The organism is Streptomyces sp. ID05-39B (assembly GCF_033794725.1).
GTDB lineage: Bacteria > Actinomycetota > Actinomycetes > Streptomycetales > Streptomycetaceae > Streptomyces > Streptomyces bobili.
In genome coordinates this window covers 16,385-35,232 of record NZ_JARGEF010000065.1, presented here as the reverse complement: position 1 = coordinate 35,232, position 18,848 = coordinate 16,385, and the positions used below count along the sequence as shown (strand labels likewise).

The following is an 18,848-nucleotide window of genomic DNA, read 5'->3' as shown; positions in this document are numbered from 1 at the left end:
CACCGCCCCGTCCCCCACCACCACGTCCGCCTCCGTCAGCCACTCCACCAGGCCGCCGTCGACGGCCGTCACGACCGTCTCGCCGGTCGCGGCGCCCGGTACGCGTCCGGCCGCGAGGTGGGTGGCGATCAGCGGGCCGGGCAGCAGCGCCCGGCCCGCCTCCTCGAACGCCAACACGGCCTCGGGCAGGCCGAGTCCGACTCCGCCCTCGGACTCCGGCAGCCGCAGCGCGAAGAACCCGGCGTCGCCCAGTGCCCGCCACAGGGCCCGGTCGAGCGCGGGCGGCCCGTCGGCCGCCGCCCGCAGTTCCCGGGGCCCGAAGCGGCGCGCAAGCACCTCGCGCACCCCGTCCCGCAAGGCCCGCTGGTCCTCGCTCAGTTGGAAACGCACCTCATCGTCCCTTCGGCAGCCCCAGGATCCGCTCACCCACGATGTTGCGCTGGATCTGCGAGGTCCCGGCGGCGATGGTGTACGACAGGGAGGTCAGGCGGTCGAGCACCCAGGGCCGGTCGAGGTCGAGGGCCTCGTCCCCGAGGACGTCGGCGGCGGTGTCGTACAGGTCCTGGCGCGCCTGTGAATACCTCAGTTTGAAAACCGAACCCGCGAGGCCGGGCACGCCTCCGGAGGCCTCCGCCGCGCTCACGTTCCACTGGGTGAGCCGCCACAGCGCCCGGAACTCGGCGTTGAGCCTGCCGAGCCGGCGGCGCAGCGCGGGATCGTCCCAGCGGCCGTTGTGCCGCGCCTCGTGGGCGAGTTCGCCGAGGACCCGCCGACAGGCGACCACCTCGCCCGCGAACGCGGTGCCGCGCTCGAAGGACAGCGTCACCATCGTCACCCGCCAGCCGTCGTTCTCCGCCCCGACGCGGTGGCCGACCGGCACCCGCACCTCGTCGAGGAACACCTCCGCGAACTCGGTGGACCCCGCGAGGGTCCGCAGCGGCCGTACGGTGACGCCGGGCGCGTCCATGGGCAGGGCGAGCCAGGTGATCCCGCGGTGCCGGGGCGCCTGCGGATCGGTGCGCACGAGCAGCTCGCACCAGTTCGCGACCTCGGCGTGCGAGGTCCAGATCTTGGAGCCGCTGACCACGTAGTGGTCGCCGTCGCGCCACGCGCGCGTGCGCAGCGCCGCGAGGTCGGAGCCGGCGCCGGGTTCGCTGAAGCCCTGGCACCACACCTCCTCGCCGCGCAGGATCGGCGGCAGCCAGCGGGCCCGCTGGGCGTCCGTCCCCTCGGCGGCGACGGTCGGCCCGGCGTGCAGGAGTCCGACGAAGTTGGCGCCCACGTAGGGCGCGCCGGCCTTCTCCGTCTCCTCCAGGAAGATCAGCCGGACGCCGGGCGGGGCGTCCCAGTGGACGTGCCCGTACCCGGCGTCGTACAGCATCCGCTGCCAGCCGAGGTCGTACGCCCTGCGCCCCGGCCAGTCGGCGGGGGACGGCCTCGGCGGGAGGGTGGGGAGCGCCTTGCCCAGCCACTCCCGCAGCCGGGCCCGGAACGCGGCCTCCTCGGCGCTGTCGGCGAGGTCCATCAGCGGTCGAGGTCGAGGCCGAGCATGCGGATGGCGTTGCCGCGCATCAGCTTGTACACAGTCTCGTCGTCGAGGCCCTTGACGTGGTCGAGGGCGACCTCCTTGGTGTGCGGGAAGGTCGAGTCGACGTGCGGGTAGTCGGTCTCGAAGGTGGCGTTGTCGCGCCCGACGACGTCCAGCGAGGCCACCCCGTGCTTGTCGCGGAAGAAGCAGCAGAAGATCTGCCGGTAGTAGTACGTCGACGGCGGCTCGGGGATGAGATCGCGGACTCCGCCCCAGGCCCGGTGCTCCGCCCACACGTCGTCGGCGCGTTCCAGGGCGTACGGGATCCAGCCCATCTGGCCCTCCGAGTAGGCCAGCTTGAGCGTCGGGAACTTCACGAGCACCCCGCTGAACAGGAAGTCCATCATCGAGGCCATCGCGTTGTTGAAGCTGAGCGCGGCCTGGACGGCGGGCGGGGCGTCCGGGGAGGCGGCCGGCATCTGGGACGAGGACCCGATGTGCATGTTGACGACCGTCCCGGTCTCCTGGCAGACCGCGAAGAACGGGTCCCAGTGGCCGGAGTGGATGGACGGCAGGCCCAGGTGGGTGGGGATCTCGGAGAAGGTCACCGCGCGCACCCCGCGGGCCGCGTTGCGCCGGATCTCGGCCACCGCCAGTCCGACGTCCCACAGCGGGATCAGGCACAGCGGGATGAGCCGCCCGCCGCTGTCTCCGCACCATTCCTCGACCATCCAGTCGTTGTAGGCGCGCACGCAGGCGAGGGCGACCTCCTTGTCGTGCGCCTCGGCGAAGGTCTGCCCGCAGAAGCGGGGGAAGGTCGGGAAGCAGAGGCTGCCCTCGACGTGGTTGAGGTCCATGTCCTTCAGCCGCTCGGCCGGGTCCCAGCAGCCGGGCCGCATCTGCGCGCGCGTGATGCCCTCCAGGGTCATCTCGTCCCGGTCGAAGCCGACGGCGGCGATGTTGCGCTTGTACGGGAACCTGAGGTCCTCGTAGATCCACCAGTCGGTGGGCGGGCCGTCCGGGTCCATGGTGATCCGGTACTTGCCGCCGACGTAGGCCAGCTCGCCGATACCGGCGGTGAGCGGCTTCGGCCCGCGGTCGCGGTACTTGTGCGGCAGCCAGGTCTCGAAGAGGTGTGCGGGCTCGATGACGTGGTCGTCGACGCTGATGATGCGGGGCAGTTCGGTCATGGGTCCCCTCCGCCGGGCCGACACGGTCCGCTCTTTCTGACGGTCCGTCAGTTCAGGTCTACGGGCAGGCTAGCCCCGCACCCCTGGACCGACAAGGCACCCGGCCCTACGCTCTGCCCACGATCTGACTGTCCGTCAGTTGAATTCAGGGGGTCGCCGTGCCCGACACCACCGATGCCACTGCCCTCGCCCACACCCTGAGCGCGTCCCGCACGCTCTGGGACCTGCTCGCCCGCCGAGCCGCCCTCACCCCCGACCGCCCGGTCCTCCTCCAGGACGACCGCGCCCTGACCTTCGGCGCCCTGCGCGAGCGCGCCGAGCGCACCGCGGCGGGCCTGTACGGCATGGGCGTACGCCCCGGCACGGTCGTCGCCTGGCAGCTCCCCACCCGCCTGGAGACGGCCGTCCTCTCCTTCGCCCTGGCCCGCCTCGGCGCCGTACAGACCCCGGTGATCCCCTTCTACCGGGACCGCGAGGTCGGCTTCGCCCTGCGCGAGTCCAAGGCCGAGTTCTTCGCCGTACCGGGCGTGTGGCGCGGCTTCGACCACACGGAGATGGCCCGCCGGCTGGGCGCGAAGGGCGTCTTCGAGGCGTACGACGACCTGCCCGAGGGCGACCCCGCGGTACTCCCCGCCCCGCCCGCCGAGGGCACCTCCGTGCGCTGGATCTACTGGACCTCGGGCACCACCTCCGACCCCAAGGGCGTCCTGCACACGGACCGCTCCCTCCTCGCGGGCGGCGCCTGCCTCGCCCACGCGCTGCGCCTCAACTCGGACGACGTCGGTTCGATGGCCTTCCCCTACGCCCACATCGCCGGCCCCGACTACACGGTGATGCTGCTCCTGTACGGCTTCCCGGCGGTGATGTTCGAGCACTTCGCCCTGCCGGACGCGCTCACGGAGTACCGCCGGCACGGCGTCACGGTGGCCGGCGGCTCGACGGCGTTCTACTCGATGTTCCTCGCGGAACAGCGCAAGCAGCCGGGTGTCCCGGTGATCCCCACCCTGCGCCTCCTCGCGGGCGGCGGAGCCCCCAAACCCCCCGAGCTGTACCACTGCGTGGTCCGCGAGATGGGCGTGCGGCTCACCCACGGCTACGGCATGACCGAGGTCCCGATGATCACGATGGGCTCCCCCGACGACACGGCCGGCCACCTGGCGACGACGGAGGGACGCCCGCCGGAGGGCATGGAGATACGGATCGTGGACGGCGAGGTACGGCTGCGCGGAGAGGCCGTCTGCCAGGGCTACCTGGACCCGGCCCAGACGGCGGAGGCCTTCGACCCGGACGGTTTCCTGCGCACGGGCGACCTGGGCCACGTCACCGGCACCGGCCACCTGGTCCTCACCGGCCGCCTCAAGGACGTGATCATCCGCAAGGGCGAGAACATCTCGGCGAAGGAGATAGAGGACCTCCTCCACACCCACCCCGCGGTAGGTGACGTGGCCGTCATCGGCCTGCCGGACCCGGAACGGGGCGAGCGCGTGTGCGCGGTCGTGGAACAGCCGGAGGGATCCGAGCACCTGACCCTGGCCACGGTCACGGCCCACCTGCGAGCGGCGGGCCTGTCGGTGCACAAACTCCCGGAACAACTGGAGGTGGTGGACTCCCTGCCACGCAACGAGACGCTGAGGAAGGTACTGAAGTACCGGTTGCGGGAGAGGTATTCGGGGCCGGGACGTTGAGGGCGGGGCACTGGCATCGATTCCGCCCAGTGGGCTACGTTTACGGCGATGACCACCGGGACGGCCTTGCGCCACACACGGATCGGTGACCCGGCGCCGCTCTGAGCGCCGCTCGGGCTCCGCCTCCTGTCGTGTCGACCACAGCTCGATACGACAGCCACGACAGGAGAACTCGCACTCATGCCCAGCGACAAGATGCTGCACATTCCCACCCCGGACGGCCGGTCCGACGCTTTCGCCGCCTTCCCCGACGGTGGCGGACGGCACCCCGGGGTGCTGATGTACGCGGACGGCTTCGGCATCCGGCCCGTGCTGCGGGAGATGGCCCGCGAACTGGCCGGGCACGGGTACTACGTGCTCGTCCCCAACTTCTTCTACCGGCAGGGCCCGGCACCGGTGATCGAGCTTCCCGAGTACATCGGAGGAGAGGCCCGGCCCGCGGTCCTCGCCCAGCTGATGCCCCTGATCGAGGCGCACACCGCCGAACGCACCCTGCGCGATGCGGATGCCTACCTCAGCTTCCTCACCACCCGGCCCGAGGTCGCCCCCGGGCCGGTCGCGGTGACCGGCTACTGCATCGGCGGTCTCCTGGCGACCCGCACCGCCGCGGCCCACCCCGGCCAGGTGGCCGCCCTGGCCGCGTTCCACGCTCCCGTGAGCGCGGACGGCCCCGGCGCCTTCGCCGACATCACGGCCCAGACCCACTTCGGCCACGCCGAGAGCGACCTGACACCCGAGGCCCTGGGCAGACTCAACGAGGCCCTGGACGCGGCGGCTTTCGACTACACCTCCGAGATCTACCCCGGCACCGCCCACGGCTTCACGATGTCCGACACCGACGCCTTCGACTCCACCGGCCTGAAACGCCACTGGGACCGCCTGCTCCCGCTTCTCGACCGCACGCTCGCGGGGAGCCGCTAGGTTCCTGCGGCACCTCATCGCCTTGCGCTCAGCCTCGGCGGGCGGCTCCCTCCGGCCGCACGACGTCGACGGGGATGCCCGCCGCTCGCGCTTCGAGCACCGTGTCGGCGGTGCCGCCGCCCTTGTCGGCGGGAAATTCGCCGTCCCGTACGGCGACGAGGCGGTCGGCGCGTGCGATGAGCACGGCGTCGGCGGCCTCGTACGCCTGCCGGTCGGCAGTCTCGCGGGAAAAACTCCTGGACGTCCGCATGACACCTGCCCGCCCCGGCGTCCCCGGCCGGGGCGACTGCGTCCTCGACCGGTCGCCGTACAGGGCGGGTTGGAAACGCGTCCTTGCCCCGGACGAACTCCGGGGTCCGGGGTCCGGGGCGGAGTCCCCTGCGGTCGGGTTACTCCGGCACAGTGAAGTAACGGGCGAACGCCGGGACGACCTCCGCCTCTCCCACGAGTCCGTCCGCGTCGGCGTCCAGCAGCGCCGCCGCCCCGCGGGCGGCTTCCTCGTTCGCTCCCAGGGCCCTCAGGACCCGCACCGTGTCGTCGATGGTGGCCCGCCCGTCGCCGTCCGCGTCCGCGATGTCGAGCGCGGCGTGCAGGAAGGGCCGGGCGATCTCGGCGAACCGCTCGGGGTTGTCGCGGAGCCGCTTGACGGCCCCGCCCACGAACTCGTCGCGGGTGATGCGCTGGTCCCCGTCCCGGTCGGCGATCCCGGCCATGCCCTGCCAGAACGCCTCGGCTCCGCCGTACAGCGCCTGTCCCTTGTCGGAGCGGGCCGGCACGCCGAACTCGGAGAGGACGGCCTTCGCCGCGGAGGCGAAGTCCACGCGGTCGATGCAGCCGTTGCCGTCCTGGTCGAAGATGGCGAACCGGGCGGCGATCCTGCGCTCGTACTCGCTGCTCACCATGTCTTTGGGCCGCCTTAGGTCATCACGTCGGGTGTGGGTCTTTCCGCAGGGGAGCGTACGACGCCGGCGACACCCGGGCGGCGGGAAGGTGACACCTGTGCCAAGACCGAGGGAATTCCGGTACGAGGATGTGGCGGAAAGCGTGACGCGGCTCACCTGATCCGGTCAGGCGGACAGCGGCTCGGCGCCGTCCTCGACGGCCTCGGCGACATCGCCGTACACATCGAAGAGGCGGCGCACGCCCAGCGCGCCCAGGACGCGGTTGACGTGGGAGTCCTCGACCGCGCCGCGGGCCGGCAGGATCAGCCGCAGGCGTCCCCGGCAGGAGCGGATCAGCCGCCGGGAGGCGATGAGGACGCCGACCCCGCTGGAGTCGCAGAAATGCACCTCGGAGAGGTCCAGGACGAGACTGTGGCGGCCCTCGGCCACCTCGTCGTGCACCCGTTGACGCAGCACGGGTGACGTCACCAGGTCCAGCTCGCCCGACACGCGGAGCACGGCCCATCCGCCCCGCTCACCACCGGTCACTTTGAAAGCCACCACCACGCCTTTCATCCGCCCGAACGGAAGCTGTCCCTTCGCTTCCTCGCAGCGCGGCTGCCCAGCGGCCGTTCCCCGAAACGCCGGGTGAAAAACAGCCCATGCAAGAAAGAGGCTTGTTCCAGTCGGTATCGGTCCTGTTCGATCTACTCCGATCAAGCCTGATCGCGAGCAGGGCGGGTAGACGCGCCGAGCGTGCCTTTACCACCCTCCGCGGCACGGGGGGCGCACATTGCAGCAAAGGGGCGTGCGTCGTCGGACGTGCCGACTACATTTCGAGGTGCCGATGCACGCAGGCTGGACAGGGACAGGCCCCGGTGGGAGCGCCGGGCACGGGCAGGGCTGAGGGGGCCGCATGGCGAACAAGGACGCACCGCCCCGCTGGGACCGCAAGATGCAGCAGCGGCTCGCACGCGGGGAGGCCGCCGCCCTCGGTGAGCTGTACGACCGGTTCGCCTCGCTCGTGCACGGCCTCGCCCATCGCGTGCTGGGGGACGAGCGGGCCGCCGACGGCGTGACCCGCGAGGTCTTCGCCCACGTGTGGGAGCACCCCGACTCCTACGACCCCCGACAGGGCCCCCTGCGCAGCTGGGTCGCCGCCCTGACCCACCGCCTGGCCGTGCAGCGCCTGCGCGCCACGGAGAGCGCGGCGCTCGCGCTGGACGGCTCCGGCAGCACCGAGGAACTGGAGAACAAGGTCCGGCACGCCTCGGTCGCCGCCCGCGCCGACTACATCGTGCAGTCGATGCCGACCCCGCTGCGCGCCGCCCTGGAGCTGGCGTACTTCCAGCGCCGCGACTACCGCCAGACCGCCGCCGACCTGGGTGTCACCGAGGACGAGGCCCGTCGCCGCCTCCGCCTCGGCCTGCAACTGCTCTCCACGGCCCACGAGGCCGCCGCCCCCGGCGCCCCGCCCGGACGCTACGGGGGTGCGGCATGACCGACGCGGACCATGGCGGCCATGCCGTGCCGCACGCCGCCGACAGCGGCGCCGGTGCCCAGGCCGGGCCCCTCCGCCTGGAACACCCCGTCCTCAAGGCGCTCTTGGGAGCCTGGGCGCTGGCCGCCTGCTCGGCCGAGGAGACCGCCGCCGTCGAGGATCACCTCGGCGACTGCGGGGCCTGCGCCGACGAGGCCCGGCGGCTGCGCGAGGCGGTCGGCCTGCTCCAGCGTCCCGACAGCCTCGACCTGGACCCCGCCCTGCGCACCCGCGTCCTGGAGAGCTGCCTGGACCGGCGCCCGCCGCGCATCCCGGTGCCCGACTGGGCGATGTCGTACGACGCCGAGACCGCGCGGCTGGACGCGCTGCTCCAGGACTTCGGGGACGGGGAGTGGCACGCGCCCGTGCGTCTGCGCTGGTTCCGCGGCGCGGACGCCACCAGCCGCCGTACGACCGTCGCCGGCGTCATCGCGCACCTGATCGCGGTGGACGGGCTGGTCGCCGTCGCGCTGGGCCTCGACGATCCGCTGGGACCGGTCACGGGCGGCTCGGCGGGCAAGCCGGTGGGATCGCCGGCCGAGCGGACGGAGGCGTTCTGGGATGCCTCGCACTTCCCGCCCACCCGGTCCGTGCGCGGTCCCTGGCGGGACCAGACCCACGCGGTCGTCCGTACGGCGTGCTTCACGGGTGGGGGCACCTCCCGCGCGGGCGGAGCCGAGCGTGTGGGAGGCCCCGGCACCCTGCCGGTGTCGTACGGCGACTTCGAACTGCCGCTGCGGGACGCGCTGGTGGACCGCGCCTTCGAATGCTGGGTGCACGCCGTGGACATCGCCGAGGCCGTCGACTACCCCTACGAGCCGCCCGCGCCGCGTCATCTGCGCCACATGATCGACCTGACCGCCCGGATGCTGCCCGGCGCCCTCGCCGACCGCCGCCGCGCGGGGCTCACCTCACCGGGCGAGACCCGGCACCTGGTGACCGCCGGCCGCCCCGGCCGCAGCCTGCGGCTGGAGATCGAGGGGCGGGGCGGCGGCGAGTGGCTCATCCCCCTCGACTCCCCCGCCGCGGTGGGCTCGGCCGACCACGAGGTGGCTCACGTGGCCCTGGACGACGTGGAGTTCTGCCGGCTCGCGGCGGGCCACGTCTCCCCGGAGGAAGCGGCGGCGGGCCAGGTGGGCGACCGCAAGGCCATCAGCGACGTACTGTCCGCGGCGGCGTCCCTGAGCCGGATGTAGGAACCACAGGGCCGACACCACGACGGCCCGACACCACACGAACCCGGGACCACGACGGCCCGACACCACACGGGCCCGGGACCACGCGAGCCCGGCGGCACAAGGCCCGGCGGACGCGATTTTGTCCTCGGCCCGGCGGGATTCGCCGACAACGCCCGCCCGCAGGGGGCGGCTCGCTCACGCGAAGACGACCGTGCGCCGCCCGTTCAGCAGGATCCGCCGCTCCGCGTGCCACTTCACGGCACGGGCCAGCGCCTGGCACTCCACATCCCGCCCGACGGCCACGAGCTGGTCGGGCGTGACGTCGTGCCCGACCCGCTCGACCTCCTGCTCGATGATCGGCCCCTCGTCGAGGTCGGCCGTCACATAGTGCGCCGTCGCGCCGATCAGCTTCACGCCCCGCGCGTGCGCCTGGTGGTACGGCTTGGCGCCCTTGAAGCTCGGCAGGAAGGAGTGGTGGATGTTGATGATCTTCCCGTTGAGCTGCTTGCACAGGTCGTCCGACAGCACCTGCATGTAGCGGGCCAGGACGACCAGCTCGACGCCCTCCTCGCGGACGATCTCCAGCAGCCGCGCCTCCGCCTCGGCCTTGTTGTCCTTCGCCACCGGAATGTGGTGGAAGGGAACGCCGTACGAACCCACCAGCTCGGCGAAGTCGGTGTGGTTGGACACCACGGCCGCGATCTCCACCGGCAGCGCGCCGGTCCGGGCGCGGAACAGCAGGTCGTTGAGGCAGTGGCCGAACCTGCTGACCATGAGGACGATGCGCATCTTCTCGTCGGCCCGGTTGAGCTGCCAGTCCATGTGGAAGGAGTCACCGATCGCCGCGAAGCTCGCCCGCAGCTTGTCCACGGTCACCGGCGACTCCGCCGAGAAGTGGACCCGCATGAAGAACAGTCCCGTGTCGTGGTCGCCGAACTGCTGACTGTCCTCGATGTTGCAGCCGGTCATGAACAGGTAGCTCGACACGGCGTGCACGATGCCCTGCTTGTCGGGGCAGGACAGCGTCAGGACGTACTGGTCGGCGAGGGTCGCCGTGGCGCGGGTGGACTGCTCACTCATGCAGCACAGGGTCTCATGACAGGTCACACGCGCAGGAACGCCGTCCGCAGGACGGAATCACCCCTCCTGTCCCGTCACGCCGCCGGCGTCATGATCGGCAGCACTTCTCACGCCGTCCTCGTCATGATCCGCAGCACTTCGAGCGTGCGCGGCGGAACGTCCGGCTCCTCGCCGTCGGCCGCCGCGAGGCGTACGTGGGCGTCGCGTGCCGCCCGTACGGCGTCGGGCCAGCCCTCGTGGTCGACGTACGCGGAGACCGGGGCGTCGGGACCGACCTGGTGCATGATCCGCAGGACGCGCAGCACGGCGGTGTCGACGAGCGCGGCCTCCTGGGAGTCGCGGAAGATCGTGCCGACGTACTTCTCGGCGGACCAGTTGTCGAGCCAGGTGTCCTCGACCAGGCGGTACACGGCGTCGGTGACGTCCCCGTATCCGTCGACGCCGGCCAGCCAGACGTCCCGCTGGAACACCGGGTCGGAGAGCATGTGCAGCGCGGAGCGCACATTGCTGCGCCAGCGCCACCACGGCATGTCGTTGAGTGGCATGCCGCCCATGGTGGGGGAGCGACGGCCGCGACGGGAAGAGTTCTCCGAACCTTGCACGGTCATCGATCGTACGTTTCCCCGTCCCGCCCCCCTCACCAGCCCCCCGCAATTCACCTCCCTGTCACCCGGCGTCGACCGTGGGTCACTCGGAGGTTGGTCATGTGGCGGAATCGTGCGTGCACATGACCGGCAGGCAACGCATGCGAAGTACCTTCCTCCTCGGGGCCCACCGCCCGACCAGGTCTTTCAGATCCGCCGCGCTGTCGGCGGGCGCCCTGGTGGCCAGTGCGTCGCTCGCCGCGGGATGCGGGCTCGTCCCCGGGGCCACGGGGGGCTCCGGGGACGACCTGATCGTCGTGATGACGTGGGCGCCCGAGGGCACCGCGGCCACCAACAAGCCCGGCATGCCCGCCTTCGCCAGCGCCTACGCCCGTTGGATCAACGCCAACGGCGGCCTCGACGGCCGTCGGCTCAAGGTGCTGACCTGCAACGACCACAACGACACCGTGGACGCCGCGAAGTGCGCCCGGCAGGCCGTGAAGGCGAACGCGGTCGCCGTGCTCGGCTCCTACAGCCAGCACTCCAAGTCCTTCCTCCCGCATCTGGAAGGCGCCGGCATTCCCTACATAGGCGGCTACGGCGTCACCAACGAGGAGTTCATCAGCCCGCTCTCCTACCCCGTCAACGGCGGCCAGCCGGCTCTGCTGGCGGGCCTCGGCAAGGAGCTGGCCGCGGACTGCGGCCGCGTCGCCCTCGTCCGCCCCGACACCATCGCGGGCGACACCCTGCCCGCCATGCTCGACGCCGGACTCACGGCCGGCGGCCACGTCAAGGCCGTGGACCAGCGGGCCGCGGAGGACGCCACCGAGTACTCGGCGCAGGCAGAGGCCGCGCTGAAGGAGGCGACCGCCGAGGACGGTTCCGGCGAGAACGGTTCCAGCGAGAACGGTTCCGGCGAGAACGACAAGGGATGTGTGATCCCCGCCCTCGGCGACCGCACCGGCACCTTCATGGACTCCTTCCGGCGTGACCGCGGGGACCATCCCGCCGTGAGCACCGCGACCGTCCTCGGCAGCGTCGACCAGACGGTGATCAACTCCACGGGTGGCGCGTCCAGCGCCTTCGAGGGTGCCTACGTCACCGGCTGGTACCCGGTGGCGAGCGACCCGCGGTGGGACCCGATGAAGAAGGTGATCAGCGAGAGCGCCTTCTCGGACACCCGGATCGACCCGGCGGACACGGGCGTGCAGACCACCTGGATCGCCTACACCGTGTTCAAGAAGGTCGTGGAGTCGCTCGGTGGCGGCGCGGTGACCGCCGACACCGTCACCGGCGCCCTCGACGACGGCCTGAAGGTCAGCACGGGCGGGCTCACACCGACCCTGCGCTGGGAGTTCACCGACCAGCTCGCCTCGATCGGCTTCCCCCGCCTGGTCAACGCCAACGTGACCCTCCAGTCGGTGAGGCAGGGCAGGCTGGCGGCGGCCAAGGAGGGCTTCGTCGACGTCACGCAGACGCTGGAGAACGCCGACGTCGACTGAGCCGGCGCCGGCCCGCCCTCTCCAGGCCCGCCGCCTCCGGGCTCACAGCTGCACCGGCTGCCGCTCTGTCAGGCCGTACGTCTTCGCGATCACGTTCCACAGTTCTGCGGCCTTCTTCTTCTGGGCGCTGGCCGTGCCGCTCGCGCGGTTGGCCTCCTGCGTCTGGCCCGTGGAGCGGGCCTGGCCCTTCTTGCAGAGTTTGCCCTTCTCCGCGGCCACCTGGTCGGCCCAGGCCGCGTAGTGGTTGTCGGCGGAGGCGGAGGCCTGCCAGGCCTTGGTGAGCGCGGTGGTCAGGGCGGCGTGGTCCGGCAGCTGGTCGACGGTCAGACCGGACAGCTTCGTCACGAGCCCGGTGCGCTGTTTCGCCGCGTCCCGCAGGTCGGCCGCGGCCTTGCCGAGGTTGTCGCACTTCTTCACGTCGGCCACCGCGCTGATCACGGCCGCCCGGCTGCTGCCGCTGTCCGCGAGCAGCTCGTCCAGGGCGACCGCCTGCTGCTCGGCCGCGTCGGTCGACGCCGACGCCGAGTCCTCGGTGGCGGGCGCCGACACGGCGACGGTCTTGTTGTCGTCGCCCTTGTCGGCACCGCCCCCGCTGGAGAGCAGCGCGCCCGCGCCGACCCCGACGACTGCGAGCGCCACACCGATCGCGGCGAACAGCGGCACCCGCGAGCCGCTACGGCCGCCGCCGTGGTCGTCGTCCCGCATCGCGCGCCGCCCGCCGGAGCCGCCGCCGGGCGGGGTGTAGGCGGGCTGCGCGTGGGCGGACTGGGCGTGGGCGGCGGGGTGGGCACCGTATGCGGGCGGCTCGGGCTCCGAGAAGCGCGGCATCTGCTGGGTGGCCCCGGCCGGGCCGTCGTCGCCGCCACTGCGGAAGAGGTTGTCGAACTCGGCGGGCGGCTGCCGCTCGCCCGCGCCGTACGGGCTCTGGCCGGTCACGGGCGGGATGTACTGGGTGGCCTCGGCGTCGGCGTGCGAGCCGTGCTGTCCGCCGTGGCCGGGCTGCGGTCCCGGAGCGTTCTGCTGGGCGCGGCCGAGGAAGTGGGTGGACTCGGCCGGTGACTCGGGCGGCAGGGCGCCCGGCGCGACCGGCGGTATGTACTGCGTCGCGCCCTCGTCCACCGGCGCGGGGACGGGCGGCAGGTACTGGGTGGCGCCCTCGTCGGCGTGTGCCGGGACGGGGGGTATGTACTGCGTGGCGCCCTCGTCGGCGTGCGCGGGGACGGGGGGTATGTAGCGGGTGGCGCTGTCCTCCATGGGCGGCAGCGGCGCGGCCGGCACCCCGTGGCCGTACGACGACGGTGCCGGGGCCCCCTCGGGCGGCAGCGGGCCCGCGCCCTGGCCGGGTCCGGCCTGCGGGGCGGCTCGCCACGCGTCGGGGCCCGTCGGCTGCGGGGTGTCCCACTGCCGGTCCCCGTCCCACTGCCGCTGGTCCTCCGGGGGCGGCCAGGACTGCCCCTGCTGCTGCCCCGCCCTCTGCTCGGGTCCCCAGGGCTGCCCCCAGGTCTGCCCGCCGGCCGGCGGGCCCCCCGACGGCGGGGGCGGCTGCTGGCCGCCGTACTGCTGCTGCCCGGCGTAAGGGTCCTGCCCCAGGCCGTTCGTCGTGCCCGGCAGCAGGGGTTCCCCGCCGTCGGAGGGCAGCACGATGCCTTCGCGCGCGGTCCGCGCCGAGGGCTCCTCGCCCTGTCCACTCTGCGTCACCGGGACTCCTACTGATGGGGGACCTTCGGAATCGTCGGCTCACGCTACCGGGTCCCCGGAACCCCGTGCCACGCAGCTCCGGGTCATGGCCTCCTTCCGGCGCCCTGAGTAACGGAACCGGGACGCCGTGCGCTGTACACGCCGCCGATCGCGCGGCGGCGGGCCGTTTCCGGCCGTTCACGCCACGGCGCCCCGGATGTTCACGCGGCTGCCTGGAGGCCCAGTCGTGCCCCGAACTCCCTGACCACCGGCTCCTCCTGGAACGGCTCCAGCCGTGCCTGGAGGTCCTCCAGGTACTCGGCACCCCGGTTGGAGCGGAGCGTGTCCAGCAACTCCACCGCCTTCAGGCCGGTGTTGCAGGCCTGCTCGATCTCGCGCTGCTGCACCTGGGCCGTGGCCAGCAGCACATATCCGATGGCTCGTCGACGGGCCCGGCTCTCCGGATGCCCGGCCAGCGACCGTTCCGCGCAGCGCGCCGCCGCCTCGGCCTGCCCGAGATCGCGGTGGCAGTGCGCCAACTCGTCTGCCAGATAGGCCTCGTCGAAGTGCGCGATCCACGCCGGGTCGTCCCCGGCCGCCGGGTCGGCCGCCTCCAGCGCGGCCACGGCCCGCCCCGACGCCGTCTGCGCCGCCCGGACGTCGCCCAAGAGCGCGTGCCCACGGGCCTCGGCGGCGTGGAACATGGCCTCCGCGCGCGGTGTCACCCGCCCCCGCGCGCCCTCCTGCGCCGCCCGCGCCAACTGGGCGATCTCACGCGGGTTTCCGAGCTGGGCGGCGAGGTGGCTCATCGAGGCGGCGAGCACATAGCCGCCGTAGCCGCGGTCACCGGCCGCCTGGGCGAGGCGCAGGGCCTGGATGTAGTAGCGCTGGGCGAGGCCGGGCTGGCCGGTGTCGATGGCCATGTAGCCGGCGAGTTCGGTCAACCGGGCCACCGCCGCGAACAGTTCACGCCCCACCGCCTCCCGGTAGGAACCGGCGAGCAGGCCGGAGACGACGCTGTTGAGGTAGTGCACGACGACCGGGCGGACATGCCCGCTGCCGTACTGGTGGTCCAGTTCGACGAGTGCCTGGGTCATCGCCTTCACGGCCGCCACGTCGGACAGGCCCACCCGAGGGCCCGCCGAGCGCGCCACCTGCGCGTCGGGCGAGGAGATCAGCCAGTCGCGGCTGGGCTCGACGAGCGCGGAGGCGGCCACGGAGGATCCCGAGAGGAAATCCCGGCGGCCCACGTCACTGCGCCACAGCTCGCAGACCTGCTCGATGGCCCCCAGTACCGTCGGCGAGAACTGGAGACCGACACCCGACGCGAGGTTCTTGCCGTTGGCCATGCCGATCTCGTCGATCGTGACCGTACGGCCGAGTTTGCGGCCCAGGGCCTCGGCGATGATCGCCGGGGCACGCCCCCGCGGCTGCTGTCCGCGAAGCCAACGGGCCACGGACGTCTTGTCGTAGCGCAGATCGAGACCGTGCTCGGCGCCGCACATGTTCACGCGGCGGGCGAGCCCGGCGTTCGAGCATCCCGCTTCCTGAATGAGCGCCTGCAACCGTTCGTTCGGCTGCCGCGCGACGAGCGGCCTTGCGGCCATGGGCACTACCCCCTGTGGCAGCGGTGCCTTTCCCGCGCACCGAGTTGATGTGTCTTCCACCGAAAAATTCCGGCCGCGAAGATCAATGCCCCGCGGATACGGCGAGAATGCGAGACATGCCAGGATTGCCTTGGTAAAGCCGGAAGCCACCCCGAAGCGTGACTACCCGCTCCCGCGCTCGTTCCTCCCGCGCGCCCCCGCCCATGCACCCGTGCGCCCCGGACGCCGAATCGATGCTCCTCCCCCGCGCACGTCGGCGGGCCGTAACCCCTGGTGACGCCCAGAGTTGTGTTCATCGTGGAAGACACCATCGCGGGCGCCGAGGCCACCCAAATCCCGAAGCAGCGCGGAGAATCGCTGCTGGAGACCGCTGTTCGCTACGCCGAGGAACGTCACTGGGACGTCTTCCCCGGCACCTGGCTGGAGGCCGTCGACGGGACACAGCGCTGCTCCTGCGACGACCCGGCGTGTCCGGTGCCCGGGGCGCATCCCACCCGGCCCGAGTGGGCGACGCAGGCCACGGGCAGCGCGACCGCCGCGCGCCGCATGTGGCAGAAGCAGCCGACCGCGTCGATCCTGCTGCCGACCGGGCGGACCTTCGACGCGATCTCCGTGCCGGAGACGGCCGGCTTCCTGGCGCTGGCGCGGATGGAGCGCATGGAGTTGACGCTGGGCCCCGTCACGCTGACGCCGGACCGGCGGATGCACTTCTTCGTCCTCCCCGGCGCTTCGGTCAAGGTGCCGGACCTCGTGCGCACGGTGGGATGGACGCTGTCCTCCCTCGACCTCGTCGTGCTGGGCGAGGGGGCGTACGTGGCGGCGCCGCCCACCCGGTTCGGTTCGCGGGGGGCCGTGCAGTGGGCCTGCCGGCCCACGCCCGCCAACCGCTGGCTGCCGGACGCGGAGGAGCTGATCTCGCCACTGGCGTACGCGTGCGGGAGGGACCGCTAGGTCGGTCCTCGTACCGGGGGCTGGGCTGGGCGGCTCTCGGGGCTCCGCGGATTCCAGCGGGGATCCCTCCGGCCGCGTCCGCTCAGCGTGCGAGCACGCCGTCCAGGAACGGCTCGATCGCCGCGCGCCAGCCGTCCGGCTGGTCGTAGTGGACGAGGTGACCGGCGTCGGTCACCTCCGCGTACTCGCCGAGCGGGAGCACCCGCACCATCTCCTGCGCCTCCGCGCGCCCCAGCTCGCCGTCCAGTCCGCGGACGACCAGGGTGGGGCAGCGGACCTGGGTGAGTTCCTCCCAGTGGGCGTCGTAGACCCAGGTCTCGCGGGACTTCAGCATCTGCTCGGGTTCGAAGACGGGACGCCAGCCGTCGGGGGACTCCTGCATCACCTCGGCGTAGAACTCCCCACGCGCCGGGTTGGGCCGCTCCACCCAGGGGTCGTCCTCGCCGAACCACTTGCGGACGTCGGCGAGGGTGGCGAAGGGGACGGGCCAGGACTCGAACCAGTCGGCCCACTCGCGCTGCGAGGCCGCGCCGAGGGCGGAGGCCCGCATGTCGCAGATGATCAGACCGGAGACCAGGTCCGGGCGCTTGGCGGCGAGCTGCCAGGCGGTCAGGGCGCCCATCGCGTGGCCGATCAGGACGGCGGGGCCGAGGCCGAGCTGTTCGAGAGCGGCCTCGGCGTCCTCGACGTACGCCTCACGGGTGAAGGCGGCCTTGGGCGGCTTCTCGCTCCGGCCGTGTCCCCGCTGGTCGAGGGCGACCGCACGGTGCCGCTCGGAGAGCCAGCGGGCGGTGGACGCCCAGTGCGAGGCGCGGCCCATCAGGCCGTGCAGTAAGAACACGCCGGTGGTGCGCTCGGGTGATGCCGTCGGCTCGAACGACGCCCCGGCCTCCGCACTCGACTCGCTGGTCGGCGCGCTGGTCGGCCCAGCGGTCGCCTCGCCGGTCGACTGGACCGGAATCAAGGCTTCCGGTCTGTTGTCCGTCGGGGGCCTGGTGTCCTTCTTGTCGGTCGGGTCCTTCTTGGGCGGGTCGCCGAACTCCCAGGCCGCCAGGCTCACGCCGCCGGCCCCGATCACGTCGATGCGTCGCGCCATAGGTCCAGCACCCCCCTCGCTCCGCTCGGACCCCTCGCTCCCGCTCGAGCCGGCCGGTCCGGTCACCCTCGTGTCTGCCGTCGTACCGCTGTGCCGCTTACCTCACACGCAGGCTATCGAATGCCTATTCGAAGAAGCCCGCTTCCGCGAGCAACACCCCTCGTTCGAGTGACCAGGTTCAAGGAATGATCGCCGCTGCCCAGGGGAGACCTTCAGCGGGAGGCGGACCGCTCGGGGAAAACGGTCCGAGGGGACCGACCTTGAGAGCTCGGGGCTCCAGGTCGGAACAGGGGAGGACAGGCCCCGGCGCCGCGAGGCGCCGGGGCCCTCCCATGGTCTGCGGCACATCGTCCCGCCCCCCTCAGGTCATATGCCTCACGCGACAGACTGGCACGCGCAGCGCCGGAGCGCTGCGATTCGACACAGGGAATCACCGATTCGGCCACACCGACAGAACGCCTCAACTACACCTACAGCCCCGCGAGTTGAACAGCACTCAGCATTTCGGTCCCTGCTCGGGTCAGCGCTTGGCGACGAACACGTGGGAGGCGACGTCCGCCTCCAGCTCGGCCGCCTCGCCCCCGCTGCCCACCAGCACACCGCCGGCCGACTCCGTCACGCTCACCACGGAGCCCGGCTGCACACCCGCCCGCCGCAGCGTGTACATGAGCTGCGCGTCCGTCTGGATCGGCTCGCCGATGCGGCGGACGACGACCGTCTTGCCCTCCAGGCCCGGGTCCAGGTCGGCGAGCGACACCATGCCCTCGTCCAGGAACGGGTCGGCGATCTCCTTCTCCCCCAGCTCCTCCAGACCCGGGATCGGATTGCCGTACGGCGACTCGGTGGGGTGGCGCAGCAGCTCCAGGACCCGGCGCTCGACGGCCTCGCTCATCACGTGCTCCCAGCGGCACGCCTCCGCGTGGACCTGCTCCCACTCCAGGCCGATCACGTCGACGAGGAGACACTCGGCCAGGCGGTGCTTGCGCATCACGCGTGTGGCGAGGCGGCGGCCCTCGTCCGTCAGCTCCAGGTGCCGGTCGCTGGCCACGGAGACCAGGCCGTCCCTCTCCATGCGGGCCACCGTCTGGCTGACCGTCGGTCCGCTCTGGTCGAGCCGCTCCGCGATCCGGGCGCGCATGGGGACCACACCTTCCTCCTCCAGCTCGAGGATGGTGCGGAGATACATCTCCGTGGTGTCGATCAGTCCGGACATACGTGCCCCTTGATGAGATTGCCGGAGGCTGGACGGCTCTCCGGCTCGTGCGCTGGCCCTGGCTTCAATTCTGCCGGATACCACTGACAAGCGTGCCGCGCCGTGGAAACGAGGGCGTTACGCCAGGGTTCATGCCTCCCGCGACGTCAACCCCGGACGACCCTGCCACCTTCCCGGACGACCGCGCACCTTCGGCGGGGCGCCGCCGGCCGGTG

At 72.3% G+C, this 18,848-nt stretch carries 17 protein-coding genes and 1 pseudogene; 6 read left to right on the top strand and 12 right to left on the bottom strand.

What is annotated here, in order from left to right; translation table 11 throughout:
• From P1P75_RS16750 to P1P75_RS16740, 3 genes are all read right to left on the bottom strand, one after another.
• Nucleotides 1-390 (bottom strand): acyl-CoA dehydrogenase family protein (locus tag P1P75_RS16750; RefSeq protein ID WP_319255984.1); only part of this gene is annotated, 390 nt, incomplete at its 3' end.
• Nucleotide 391: 1 nt separating this feature from the next.
• Nucleotides 392-1,525 carry an acyl-CoA dehydrogenase gene (locus P1P75_RS16745; protein WP_319255982.1) on the bottom strand — a complete coding sequence of 378 codons (1,134 nt, stop codon included), beginning with the start codon at nt 1,523-1,525 and terminating at the stop codon, nt 392-394.
• Nucleotides 1,525-2,718 carry an amidohydrolase family protein gene (locus P1P75_RS16740; protein ID WP_319255980.1) on the bottom strand — a complete coding sequence of 398 codons (1,194 nt, stop codon included), beginning with the start codon at nt 2,716-2,718 and terminating at the stop codon, nt 1,525-1,527. The genes P1P75_RS16745 and P1P75_RS16740 overlap by 1 nt, the downstream gene beginning before the upstream one ends.
• A 158-nt stretch (nt 2,719-2,876) precedes the next feature.
• Here P1P75_RS16740 and P1P75_RS16735 point away from each other — a divergent pair, with 158 nt between their 5' ends.
• Complete coding sequence (locus P1P75_RS16735; protein ID WP_319255978.1) at nt 2,877-4,403, top strand: AMP-binding protein; 1,527 nt, start codon at nt 2,877-2,879, stop codon at nt 4,401-4,403.
• 180 nt (nt 4,404-4,583) lie between these two features.
• Nucleotides 4,584-5,324, top strand: a complete 741-nt coding sequence (locus P1P75_RS16730) for a dienelactone hydrolase family protein (RefSeq protein ID WP_319255976.1) — start codon at nt 4,584-4,586, stop codon at nt 5,322-5,324.
• A gap of 28 nt (nt 5,325-5,352) precedes the next feature.
• Here P1P75_RS16730 and P1P75_RS16725 read toward each other — a convergent pair.
• From P1P75_RS16725 to P1P75_RS16715, 3 genes and pseudogenes are all read right to left on the bottom strand, one after another.
• Nucleotides 5,353-5,547, bottom strand: a pseudogene (locus P1P75_RS16725) (hypothetical protein); the annotation flags it as partial.
• 166 nt (nt 5,548-5,713) lie between these two features.
• On the bottom strand, nt 5,714-6,226 hold the full coding sequence (locus P1P75_RS16720) for an EF-hand domain-containing protein (protein ID WP_319255974.1): 513 nt from the start codon (nt 6,224-6,226) through the stop codon (nt 5,714-5,716).
• 165 nt (nt 6,227-6,391) lie between these two features.
• A complete protein-coding gene (locus tag P1P75_RS16715) occupies nt 6,392-6,772 on the bottom strand; it encodes an STAS domain-containing protein (protein WP_319255972.1) in 381 nt (126 codons plus the stop codon).
• A 349-nt stretch (nt 6,773-7,121) separates the two neighbouring features.
• Between P1P75_RS16715 and P1P75_RS16710 the strand changes: the two genes are divergently transcribed.
• Nucleotides 7,122-7,706 (top strand): sigma-70 family RNA polymerase sigma factor, encoded by a 585-nt coding sequence (locus tag P1P75_RS16710; protein WP_319255970.1) that lies wholly within the window; start codon nt 7,122-7,124, stop codon nt 7,704-7,706.
• Nucleotides 7,703-8,941 carry a zf-HC2 domain-containing protein gene (locus P1P75_RS16705; protein WP_319255968.1) on the top strand — a complete coding sequence of 413 codons (1,239 nt, stop codon included), beginning with the start codon at nt 7,703-7,705 and terminating at the stop codon, nt 8,939-8,941. The genes P1P75_RS16710 and P1P75_RS16705 overlap by 4 nt, the downstream gene beginning before the upstream one ends.
• A gap of 177 nt (nt 8,942-9,118) precedes the next feature.
• Here the strand turns inward: P1P75_RS16705 and purU are convergent, their stop codons facing one another.
• Together purU and P1P75_RS16695 are read right to left on the bottom strand one after the other, a co-directional pair.
• Nucleotides 9,119-10,003 (bottom strand): formyltetrahydrofolate deformylase, encoded by an 885-nt coding sequence (purU, locus tag P1P75_RS16700; protein ID WP_319255966.1) that lies wholly within the window; start codon nt 10,001-10,003, stop codon nt 9,119-9,121.
• 107 nt (nt 10,004-10,110) lie between these two features.
• A complete protein-coding gene (locus P1P75_RS16695) occupies nt 10,111-10,611 on the bottom strand; it encodes a hypothetical protein (protein WP_319255964.1) in 501 nt (166 codons plus the stop codon).
• A gap of 119 nt (nt 10,612-10,730) precedes the next feature.
• On the opposite strand from P1P75_RS16695, the gene P1P75_RS16690 reads away from it, so the two are divergent.
• The gene (locus tag P1P75_RS16690; protein WP_319255962.1) at nt 10,731-12,089 is read left to right on the top strand and encodes an ABC transporter substrate-binding protein; all 1,359 of its coding nucleotides are present in this window, start codon (nt 10,731-10,733) and stop codon (nt 12,087-12,089) included.
• A gap of 42 nt (nt 12,090-12,131) precedes the next feature.
• On the opposite strand, the gene P1P75_RS16685 is transcribed toward P1P75_RS16690, so the two are convergent.
• Nucleotides 12,132-13,787 carry a hypothetical protein gene (locus P1P75_RS16685; protein WP_319255960.1) on the bottom strand — a complete coding sequence of 552 codons (1,656 nt, stop codon included), beginning with the start codon at nt 13,785-13,787 and terminating at the stop codon, nt 12,132-12,134.
• A 200-nt stretch (nt 13,788-13,987) separates the two neighbouring features.
• Nucleotides 13,988-15,373 (bottom strand): transcriptional regulator, encoded by a 1,386-nt coding sequence (locus P1P75_RS16680; RefSeq protein WP_319255958.1) that lies wholly within the window; start codon nt 15,371-15,373, stop codon nt 13,988-13,990.
• 288 nt (nt 15,374-15,661) lie between these two features.
• Between P1P75_RS16680 and P1P75_RS16675 the strand changes: the two genes are divergently transcribed.
• Complete coding sequence (locus P1P75_RS16675) at nt 15,662-16,324, top strand: bifunctional DNA primase/polymerase (protein ID WP_319255956.1); 663 nt, start codon at nt 15,662-15,664, stop codon at nt 16,322-16,324.
• Between the two features lie 82 nt (nt 16,325-16,406).
• Here P1P75_RS16675 and P1P75_RS16670 read toward each other — a convergent pair whose 3' ends face one another.
• On the bottom strand, nt 16,407-17,420 hold the full coding sequence (locus P1P75_RS16670) for an alpha/beta fold hydrolase (protein WP_319255954.1): 1,014 nt from the start codon (nt 17,418-17,420) through the stop codon (nt 16,407-16,409).
• Between the two features lie 520 nt (nt 17,421-17,940).
• Nucleotides 17,941-18,633: a metal-dependent transcriptional regulator gene (locus P1P75_RS16665; protein ID WP_086767908.1), complete on the bottom strand. Its 693-nt coding sequence runs from the start codon at nt 18,631-18,633 to the stop codon at nt 17,941-17,943.
• Between the last annotated feature and the right edge of the window lie 215 nt (nt 18,634-18,848).

What these genes read in the sequence shown, in the direction of transcription:
- P1P75_RS16745 (WP_319255982.1), bottom strand. Translation starts at nt 1,525, where the DNA reads ATGGACCTCGCCGACAGCGCCGAGGAGGCCGCGTTCCGGGCCCGGCTG.
- P1P75_RS16740 (WP_319255980.1), bottom strand. Translation starts at nt 2,718, where the DNA reads ATGACCGAACTGCCCCGCATCATCAGCGTCGACGACCACGTCATCGAG.
- P1P75_RS16730 (WP_319255976.1), top strand. Translation starts at nt 4,584, where the DNA reads ATGCCCAGCGACAAGATGCTGCACATTCCCACCCCGGACGGCCGGTCC.
- P1P75_RS16720 (WP_319255974.1), bottom strand. Translation starts at nt 6,226, where the DNA reads ATGGTGAGCAGCGAGTACGAGCGCAGGATCGCCGCCCGGTTCGCCATC.
- P1P75_RS16710 (WP_319255970.1), top strand. Translation starts at nt 7,122, where the DNA reads ATGGCGAACAAGGACGCACCGCCCCGCTGGGACCGCAAGATGCAGCAG.
- P1P75_RS16705 (WP_319255968.1), top strand. Translation starts at nt 7,703, where the DNA reads ATGACCGACGCGGACCATGGCGGCCATGCCGTGCCGCACGCCGCCGAC.
- purU (WP_319255966.1), bottom strand. Translation starts at nt 10,003, where the DNA reads ATGAGTGAGCAGTCCACCCGCGCCACGGCGACCCTCGCCGACCAGTAC.
- P1P75_RS16695 (WP_319255964.1), bottom strand. Translation starts at nt 10,611, where the DNA reads ATGACCGTGCAAGGTTCGGAGAACTCTTCCCGTCGCGGCCGTCGCTCC.
- P1P75_RS16690 (WP_319255962.1), top strand. Translation starts at nt 10,731, where the DNA reads ATGACCGGCAGGCAACGCATGCGAAGTACCTTCCTCCTCGGGGCCCAC.
- P1P75_RS16680 (WP_319255958.1), bottom strand. Translation starts at nt 15,373, where the DNA reads ATGGCCGCAAGGCCGCTCGTCGCGCGGCAGCCGAACGAACGGTTGCAG.
- P1P75_RS16670 (WP_319255954.1), bottom strand. Translation starts at nt 17,420, where the DNA reads ATGGCGCGACGCATCGACGTGATCGGGGCCGGCGGCGTGAGCCTGGCG.
- P1P75_RS16665 (WP_086767908.1), bottom strand. Translation starts at nt 18,633, where the DNA reads ATGTCCGGACTGATCGACACCACGGAGATGTATCTCCGCACCATCCTC.